The 8617-nt window shown below is 66.9% G+C and carries 7 protein-coding genes; 6 read left to right on the forward strand and 1 reads right to left on the reverse strand.

The window, feature by feature from the left end:
• Window positions 1-122 precede the first annotated feature (122 nt).
• Entirely contained in the window at window positions 123-3008 is a 2886-nt protein-coding gene (gene uvrA, locus U5771_RS07115) for an excinuclease ABC subunit UvrA (protein WP_322023311.1), read from the reverse strand.
• A gap of 275 nt (window positions 3009-3283) precedes the next feature.
• On the opposite strand from uvrA, the gene U5771_RS07120 reads away from it, so the two are divergent.
• The 6 genes from U5771_RS07120 (at window position 3284) to phaP (ending at window position 8287) form a co-directional block, all read left to right on the forward strand.
• On the forward strand, window positions 3284-4471 hold the full coding sequence (locus U5771_RS07120; protein ID WP_321806862.1) for an MFS transporter: 1188 nt from the start codon (window positions 3284-3286) through the stop codon (window positions 4469-4471).
• 103 nt (window positions 4472-4574) lie between these two features.
• Entirely contained in the window at window positions 4575-5132 is a 558-nt protein-coding gene (locus tag U5771_RS07125; RefSeq protein ID WP_322023312.1) for a single-stranded DNA-binding protein, read from the forward strand.
• A gap of 114 nt (window positions 5133-5246) precedes the next feature.
• The gene (gene mug, locus U5771_RS07130) at window positions 5247-5798 is read left to right on the forward strand and encodes a G/U mismatch-specific DNA glycosylase (protein WP_322023313.1); all 552 of its coding nucleotides are present in this window, start codon (window positions 5247-5249) and stop codon (window positions 5796-5798) included.
• The gene (locus U5771_RS07135; protein WP_322023314.1) at window positions 5785-6408 is read left to right on the forward strand and encodes a DNA-3-methyladenine glycosylase; all 624 of its coding nucleotides are present in this window, start codon (window positions 5785-5787) and stop codon (window positions 6406-6408) included. Before mug ends, U5771_RS07135 begins: the two co-directional genes overlap by 14 nt.
• Before the next feature lie 71 nt (window positions 6409-6479).
• Window positions 6480-7244: a ParA family protein gene (locus U5771_RS07140; protein ID WP_322023315.1), complete on the forward strand. Its 765-nt coding sequence runs from the start codon at window positions 6480-6482 to the stop codon at window positions 7242-7244.
• 461 nt (window positions 7245-7705) lie between these two features.
• Window positions 7706-8287: a TIGR01841 family phasin gene (gene phaP, locus U5771_RS07145; RefSeq protein ID WP_322023316.1), complete on the forward strand. Its 582-nt coding sequence runs from the start codon at window positions 7706-7708 to the stop codon at window positions 8285-8287.
• The last annotated feature ends 330 nt before the right edge of the window (window positions 8288-8617 follow it).

Here is an 8617-nt window from a genome sequence, read left to right on the forward strand (position 1 = left end):
GTTTGGCTCGTGGTGTAAACGCAGAGGGAGAACAGCCGCGGAAGGGAAAGCGAGGGGGCCGGCGCCGCCGCGGGCGCCGGGGGCGCGCACGGCCGGGCGGCCGTGCGCGGGAGCGCAGGCGGTCAGCCGGCCGCCGCCTTGCGTGTCGGACGCTTGAGCAGCGGCGCGAGGTACCTGCCCGTGAAGCTCGCCTTGGTCTTCGCGACCTGCTCGGGCGTGCCCTGCGCGATGATCTGGCCGCCGCCGGCACCGCCTTCGGGGCCGAGGTCGATCACCCAGTCGGCCGTCTTGATCACGTCGAGGTTGTGCTCGATGATCACGACCGTGTTGCCCTGGTCGCGCAGCCGGTGGATCACCTCGAGCAGCAGCGCGATGTCGTGGAAGTGCAGGCCGGTGGTCGGCTCGTCGAGGATGTACAGCGTGCGGCCCGTGTCGCGCTTCGACAGTTCCAGCGACAGCTTCACGCGCTGCGCCTCGCCGCCCGACAGCGTCGTGGCCGACTGGCCGAGGCGGATGTAGCCGAGGCCGACGTCGAGCAGCGTCTTCAGCTTGCGGGCGATCACCGGCACCGCGCTGAAGAATTCGTACGCGTGCTCGACCGTCATGTCGAGCACTTCGCTGATGTTCTTGCCCTTGTACTGCACTTCGAGCGTTTCGCGGTTGTAGCGCTTGCCGTGGCACACGTCGCACGGCACGTAGACGTCCGGCAGGAAGTGCATCTCGACCTTCAGCACGCCGTCGCCCTGGCACGACTCGCAGCGGCCGCCCTTCACGTTGAACGAGAAGCGGCCCGGATCGTAGCCGCGCTCCTTCGCGGTCGGCACGCCCGAGAACAGCTCGCGGATCGGCGTGAACAGGCCCGTGTAGGTGGCCGGGTTCGAACGCGGCGTGCGGCCGATCGGCGACTGGTCGACGTTGATCACCTTGTCGAAGTGCTCGAGGCCCTCGATCGCCTCGTGCGGCGCCGGCTCGGCCGACGAGCCGTACAGGTGGCGCGCGACCGCGTGATACAGCGTGTCGTTGATCAGCGTCGACTTGCCGGAACCCGACACGCCGGTGATGCAGGTCAGGAGGCCGACCGGCAGCTCGAGATCGACGTGCTTCAGGTTGTTGCCGTGCGCGTCGACGATGCGCAGCATCCGCTCGGCATCGGGCGCGATCCGCTCGTCCGGATACTCGATCGTGCGCTTGCCGACGAGATACTGGCCCGTCAGCGACTGCGGGTTCGACTGCACCTGCTTCGGCGTGCCTTCGGCAACCACCACGCCGCCATGCTCGCCGGCGCCGGGGCCCATGTCGACGACGTAGTCGGCCGTGCGGATCATGTCCTCGTCGTGCTCGACGACGATCACCGAGTTGCCGAGGTCGCGCAGGTGCTTGAGCGTCGCGATCAGGCGGTCGTTGTCGCGCTGGTGCAGGCCGATCGACGGCTCGTCGAGCACGTACATCACGCCGGTCAGGCCCGAGCCGATCTGCGACGCGAGCCGGATCCGTTGCGCCTCGCCGCCGGACAGCGTTTCGGCGCTGCGCTCGAGCGACAGGTAGTCGAGGCCGACGTTGTTCAGGAAGGTCAGGCGCGCGACGATTTCCTTGATCACCTTGTCGGCGATCTCGCGCTTCGCGCCGTCGAGCGACAGGCCGTCGAAATAGCCGAGCGCGTCGCGCAACGGCCAGCCGCTGATTTCATAGATGCCGCGCGCGTAGTCGCCGGTGCCGACCCGCACGTGGCGCGCCTCGCGGCGCAGCCGCGTGCCGTCGCACGACGGGCACGGCTGGTTGTTCTGGTACTTCGACAGTTCTTCGCGCACCGCGACCGAATCGGTCTCGCGGTAGCGGCGCTCGAGGTTCGGGATGATCCCTTCGAACACGTGCTCGCGGATCGTCGTGCGGCCGCGCTCGTTGATGTACGAGAACGGGATCGTCTGCTTGCCCGAGCCGAACAGCAGCACCTTGCGGATCTTTTCCGGCAGGTCCTCGAATGCGGCGTCGATATCGAATTCGTAGAACGCCGCCAGGCTCTGCAGCATCTGGAAGTAGAACTGGTTGCGGCGGTCCCAGCCCTTCACGGCGCCCGCCGCGAGCGACAGCGACGGGTGCGCGACGACCCGCTTCGGGTCGAAGAACGTGATCTGGCCGAGGCCGTCGCATTCCGGGCACGCGCCCATCGGGTTGTTGAACGAGAACAGGCGCGGCTCGAGCTCCTGCAGCGAGTACGAGCAGATCGGGCACGCGAACTTCGAGCTGAACAGGTGCTCGTGGTCGGTATCCATCTCGAGCGCGATCGCGCGGCCGTCGGCCAGGCGCAGCGCGGTCTCGAAGGATTCCGCGAGGCGCTGCTTCATGTCCGGGCGCACCTTCAGGCGGTCGACGACGACGTCGATCGTGTGCTTGTCGTTCTTCTTGAGCTTCGGCAGCGACTCGACCTCGTAGATCTTCGCGACGCCTTCGTTCGCGGTGCCGCCGCCCGAGCGCACGCGAAAGCGCACGAAGCCCTGCGCCTGCATCTCCTCGAACAGCTCGGCGTGCTCGCCCTTGCGGTTCGCGACGACGGGCGCGAGGATCATCAGCTTGGTTTCCTCGGGCAGCGCGAGCGCGGCGTCGACCATCTGCGACACGCTCTGCGCCTCGAGCGGGATGTCGTGGTCGGGGCAGTACGGCGTGCCGACACGTGCGAACAATAGTCGCAGGTAGTCGTGGATCTCGGTGACCGTGCCGACGGTCGAACGCGGGTTGTGGGACGTCGCCTTCTGCTCGATCGAGATCGCGGGCGACAGGCCCTCGATCAGGTCGACGTCGGGTTTCTCCATCAACTGCAGGAACTGGCGGGCGTACGCGGACAGGCTTTCGACGTAGCGGCGCTGGCCTTCGGCATAAAGGGTGTCGAACGCGAGCGACGACTTGCCCGACCCGGACAACCCGGTAATCACGACCAGCTTGTGGCGCGGCAGGTCGAGATTGACGTTTTTCAGGTTGTGGGTGCGTGCCCCACGGATACGGATCTGTTCCATGAACCTGGCGAAAATGGAGGGAACCAAACCTGCTACTATAACGGCTTTTCGAGGCCGTCGTTGGGGGCCCCCAGCCTTTGCAGCAGCTGGCAGCAAGGCGGTGTCCGCGCCGGGAGGCGGCCGCGCCGCACGGCTCGAGGCGGCCCGCAGGCTGCCTGCGCGAGGTCCCGGAAAGCGGCCCCGGAAAGCGCCTGCCCGGCCTGCCGGGCCGGTGGCCCTGATCTTCCGCCGCCCGCCGCCGGGCGGACATTCCGATCATTCGAAATTCATTCCCGATGTCCAATCCGTCCGCCACGTCTTCCCGCATGAGTGCGCCCGAACTGCGCGCGACCACGTCGCTCGCGGCGATCTTCGCGCTGCGCATGCTCGGCCTGTTCATGATCATGCCGGTGTTCTCGGTCTACGCGAAAACCATCCCGGGCGGCGACAACGTGCTGCTCGTCGGTCTCGCGCTCGGGGCCTACGGCGTCACGCAGTCGCTGCTGTACATCTTCTACGGGTGGGCGTCGGACAAGTTCGGCCGCAAGCCCGTGATCGCCACCGGCCTCCTGATCTTCGCGCTCGGCAGCTTCGTCGCCGCGTTCGCGCACGACATCACGTGGATCATCGTCGGCCGCGTGATCCAGGGGATGGGCGCCGTGTCGTCCGCGGTGCTCGCGTTCATCGCCGACCTGACCTCCGAGCAGAACCGCACGAAGGCGATGGCGATGGTCGGCGGCTCGATCGGCGTGTCGTTCGCGGTCGCGATCGTCGGCGCGCCGATCGTGTTCCACTGGGTCGGGATGAGCGGGCTGTTCGCGATCGTCGGCGTGCTGTCGATCCTCGCGATCGGCGTCGTGGTGTGGATCGTGCCCGATGCGGCGAAGCCCGTGCACGTGCCGGCGCCGTTCGGCGAGGTGCTGCACAACGGCGAGCTGCTGCGCCTGAACTTCGGCGTGCTCGTGCTGCACGCGACGCAGACGGCGCTGTTCCTCGTCGTGCCGCGCCTCCTGGTCGACGGCGGGCTGCCGGTCGCCGCGCACTGGAAGGTCTACCTGCCGGTGATGGGGCTCGCGTTCGTGATGATGGTCCCGGCGATCATCGTCGCGGAAAAACGGGGCAAGATGAAGCCGGTGCTGCTCGGCGGCATTCTGGCTATCCTGATCGGCCAATTGTTGCTCGGCAGCGCACCGCATACCATCCTGATTGTGGCGGCGATCCTGTTCGTGTACTTCCTGGGTTTCAACATCCTGGAAGCGTCGCAGCCGTCGCTCGTGTCGAAGCTCGCGCCCGGTTCGCGCAAGGGCGCGGCCACGGGCGTCTACAACACCACGCAATCGATCGGGCTCGCGCTCGGCGGCATCGTGGGCGGCTGGCTGCTGAAGCACGGCGGCGCGAACACCGTCTTCTATGCGTGCTCGGGGCTCGTGGCGGCGTGGCTTATAATCGCGGCCAGCATGAAAGCGCCGCCGCGCAAGGCCTGAACCTTCTTTACGGGCAGGCACCGGCGGCGTTCGCCGGCTTGCCCGGCGGGCCGCTCCGACGACATTCGCGGGCGGCCCGGCATCGAATTTACTGGAGAAACACATGGCATCCGTCAACAAGGTCATCCTCGTCGGCAATCTCGGCGCCGATCCTGAAGTCCGTTACCTGCCGAGCGGCGACGCGGTTGCGAACATCCGTCTCGCGACGACCGATCGCTACAAGGACAAGGCAAGCGGCGATTTCAAGGAAATGACCGAGTGGCACCGCGTCGCGTTCTTCGGCCGTCTCGCCGAAATCGTCAGCGAGTACCTGAAGAAGGGTTCGTCGGTCTATATCGAAGGCCGCATCCGCACGCGCAAGTGGCAGGGCCAGGACGGCCAGGATCGCTATTCGACCGAAATCGTCGCCGACCAGATGCAGATGCTCGGCGGCCGCGGCGGTGCGGGCGGCGGCGGTGGCGGCGGTGACGAAGGCGGTTACGGCGGCGGCTACGGTGGTGGCGGCGGCGGTCGCGGCGGCGAACAGATGGAACGCGGCGGTGGCGGTGGTGGTGGTCGTGCCGGCGGCGCGCCGCGCGGCGGTGCAGGCGGCGGCCAGAGCCGTCCGAGCGCGCCGGCAGGCGGCGGCTTCGACGAGATGGACGACGATATTCCGTTCTAAGCGGAACGCCGGCATCCCGCACCGGAATGGGCCCGAACGTCCGAGTCAAGCCAGTCGCTTGGCACGGGCCTTCGGGTCCTTTTTCGTTTACGCCCCGCGCACCCGAGGCCGAACGTGGCTGATGCACTCCCCGACATCATTGCTCCGCAGCTCGACGTCCTGTTTTGCGGGATCAACCCCGGCCTGACCGCGGCCGCGACCGGCCATCACTTCGCGGGCAGGAACAACCGCTTCTGGCGCGTGCTGCATCTGGCGGGCTTCACGCCGGACGAAATCGCGCCGCAGGAAGACCGGACGATCCTCGCGTACGGATGCGGGCTGACCGCGGTCGTGCCGCGACCGACCGCGAGTGCGGACCAGTTGTCGCACGCGGAATTCGTCGCGGCGGCGGCCGCCTTCGAGCAGAAGATCGTGCGTTACGCGCCGCGCTTCGTCGCGTTCCTGGGCAAGGCCGCTTACGCCGCGCTCTCCGGGCAACGCGAGATCGCGTGGGGGCTGCAAGCCGAGCGCATGCAGCGTGCGGCCGTCTGGATCCTGCCGAATCCGAGCGGCAGGAACCGCGCATTCGGCATCGACGAACTGGTCGAGGCGTACCGCCCGCTACGTGAGGCGACGCGCGCCGTTTCGGGCCGCCGGCAGCAGGAGGCGCCGGATGCCGCGCAATAAGCCCGCGCCGCACTGGCCGGGCGCGCTGTTGCCGCGCACGTTCTTCGATCGCGCGGCCACGGAAGTCGCGCCGCAACTGCTGAACAAGATCCTCGCGGCAGCGGACGGCCGCGCGGGCCGCATCGTCGAAGTCGAAGCCTATGCGGGGGCGATCGATCCGGCCGCGCATACTTACCGCGGCAAGACGCCGCGCAATGCGACGATGTTTGGGTCGCCGGGGCATCTGTACGTCTATTTCACCTACGGCATGCACTGGTGCTGCAACTGCGTGTGCGGTCCGGAAGGCACCGGCACGGGCGTGCTGATCCGTGCGCTGGAGCCGCTGCACGGGCTGGAACGGATGCGCGCGGCCCGGCCGCCGCTGACGCGCGATCGCGATCTGTGCCGGGGGCCGGCGCGGCTGACCCAGGCGCTCGGCATCGCCGGCGCGCAGGACGGCGTCGATCTGGTCGCCGCGCAGGAAGGTTTCGCGCTCGTGGACGACGGAAAGGCGCCGCCCGCGAATCTGGCGGGCGGACCGCGCATCGGCATTCGTGTCGGCCAGGACCTGCCGTGGCGATGGAGCGTGCCCGGCAACCGTTACGTATCGGGGCCGCTGCCGCGCATTTGACCGATGTCACGCGGCCGCCACGATCGACCGGCTAAGCTCGTCCTTTCGACGTTTCGATCGAAGGAGACACCATGCGGCGGGTCGTATTCAACCAGAAAGGCGGTGTGGGCAAGTCGACGATCGTCTGCAACCTGGCGGCGATCAGCGCGAGCGAAGGGCTGCGCACGCTCGTCATCGACCTCGACGCGCAGGCGAATTCCACGCGCTACCTGCTCGGCGATCGCGCAACCGACGCGCATCCCGGCGTCGCCGAATTCTTCGAGACCGCGCTGACGTTCAACTTCCGGCCGGTCGACGTCGCATCGTTCATCCATCCGACACCGTTCGACGGCCTCGACGTGATGCCCGCGCATCCGGATCTCGACACGCTGCACGGCAAGCTCGAGTCGCGCTACAAGATCTACAAGTTGCGCGACGCGCTCAACGAGCTCGACACCTACGATGCCGTCTACATCGACACACCGCCCGCGCTGAACTTCTACACGCGCTCGGCGCTGATCGCGGTCGAGCGCTGCCTGATTCCGTTCGACTGCGACGACTTCTCGCGCCGCGCGCTGTACACGCTGCTCGAGAACGTGAAGGAAATCCAGCAGGACCACAACGCGGCGCTCGAGGTCGAAGGGATCGTCATCAACCAGTTCCAGCCGCGCGCGAGCCTCCCGCAGCGGCTGGTCGACGAACTGGTCGAGGAAGGGCTGCCGGTGCTGGCGTCGCGGCTGTCGGCATCGGTGAAGATCCGCGAGTCGCATCAGCAGTCGACGCCGGTGATCCATCTCGAGCCGGCGCACAAGCTCGCGCTGGAGTTTCGCGCGCTGCATCGCGAACTGGTCGGGTGAGGGCGTCGCCGCTGCCCCCTCCCGGCAATCGATGCGATCATTGATTCCGTCATTAATAATCCCGGAAACGATTTCAAAATAAATCTGTAAAAACGATTACATAAGAAACCGCCCCATTTTCAATGCTCCCCTCTTTTCTAATAACGGGAATAATGACGGGGTAAATGTTGCGGGCGGTCGCGGTGCGCTATGCTGTAAAAAAGTAAAAATCATTTCCGGACAAGGCGTTGCAGCATGGCCCTAATGTGCGCGGACGGAGATCGCGAGGCGGTCGTCTGGATCGGTAGGGGTTTTCCCCTATCATTAATGCCATTTAATTGACAATTAATCCATCTAGAATGGCCTTCTTCAACTGCCAGCGACCAATAGGGCTCGCGGGTTGTCAATAAGGAAGCAGCTCGTCGAACTGACTTCCATTTTTCTTTACGTCGTCTCTCGCATTGCCAACAGGAGCGTGCCCGATGTCCGTATTTGCCCCCGAAAAACTCGCCGCCGATTATCAGTCCGGTATCGCTGCCTGGTTCGCGATCGCCCGTCCGGCAATTCATGGTTTCGAGGCTGTTGTCGAACTCAACCTGCAAGCGGCCAAGACTGCGCTCGAGGAATACGAGGACAAGCTGAAGAATGCGTTCAACGCGAGCAACCCGGCCGCGGGTTTCGCGCAGCAGGTCGCCGCACCGCAGGAAGCCGCCGGCAAGGCCGTCGCGTACGGTCGCCATCTGTTCGATATCGCGGTGTCGACGCAGGCCGAATGGGCGAAGGTCGCGCAGGCTCAGTACGAGCAGACCGACAAGCGCGTGAAGGACGTGTTCGGCGAGCTGACGAAGCATGCGCCGGCCGGCTCGGCCCCCGTGGTCGCCGCGCTGAACTCGGCGCTGTCCGCGGCGACGGCCGCGGCCGACTCCGTGCGCGCAGCGGCGGGGCAGGCGATCGAGGCCGCGCAAAGCGGCTTCGACGCGGTCAGCGAAACGACGGCGCGCGGTGCCAAGCAGACGGCCGCCGCCGCACGCAAGGAAGCCGCTTCGCGCGAATCGGCTGCATGACCGCGTGTCGCGCGCAGGCGCGACACGATTGAAGATTGAACGGCGCCGGCGGGCGCCGGCCGCCGCGTGTGCCGCGTGGCGACCGGCGAACGTCCGGCTGCCGCAGCGTGCCCGGACACGGCCGGGACGGGCGGATGTGCGGCGCGCATGCGCGCGCGAACGTGCGGCCGCGTCGCGAGCCGCGTGGCGCTCACGCGTCGTCGGCCGCCGCGCCGTACCGGCTCCGGCTCCGGCACGCAATACAGCGCGTAGTACGGATCGACCCACTGATTTCAATGCAGGAACAGAACATGACGGACGTAGTGATCGTATCGGCCGCGCGAACCGCGG

This window comes from Burkholderia sp. BCC1977, assembly GCF_905339595.1.
Lineage (GTDB): Bacteria > Pseudomonadota > Gammaproteobacteria > Burkholderiales > Burkholderiaceae > Burkholderia.

What these genes read in the sequence shown, in the direction of transcription:
- uvrA (WP_322023311.1), bottom strand. Translation starts at nt 3,008, where the DNA reads ATGGAACAGATCCGTATCCGTGGGGCACGCACCCACAACCTGAAAAAC.
- U5771_RS07120 (WP_321806862.1), top strand. Translation starts at nt 3,284, where the DNA reads ATGTCCAATCCGTCCGCCACGTCTTCCCGCATGAGTGCGCCCGAACTG.
- U5771_RS07125 (WP_322023312.1), top strand. Translation starts at nt 4,575, where the DNA reads ATGGCATCCGTCAACAAGGTCATCCTCGTCGGCAATCTCGGCGCCGAT.
- U5771_RS07135 (WP_322023314.1), top strand. Translation starts at nt 5,785, where the DNA reads ATGCCGCGCAATAAGCCCGCGCCGCACTGGCCGGGCGCGCTGTTGCCG.
- U5771_RS07140 (WP_322023315.1), top strand. Translation starts at nt 6,480, where the DNA reads ATGCGGCGGGTCGTATTCAACCAGAAAGGCGGTGTGGGCAAGTCGACG.
- phaP (WP_322023316.1), top strand. Translation starts at nt 7,706, where the DNA reads ATGTCCGTATTTGCCCCCGAAAAACTCGCCGCCGATTATCAGTCCGGT.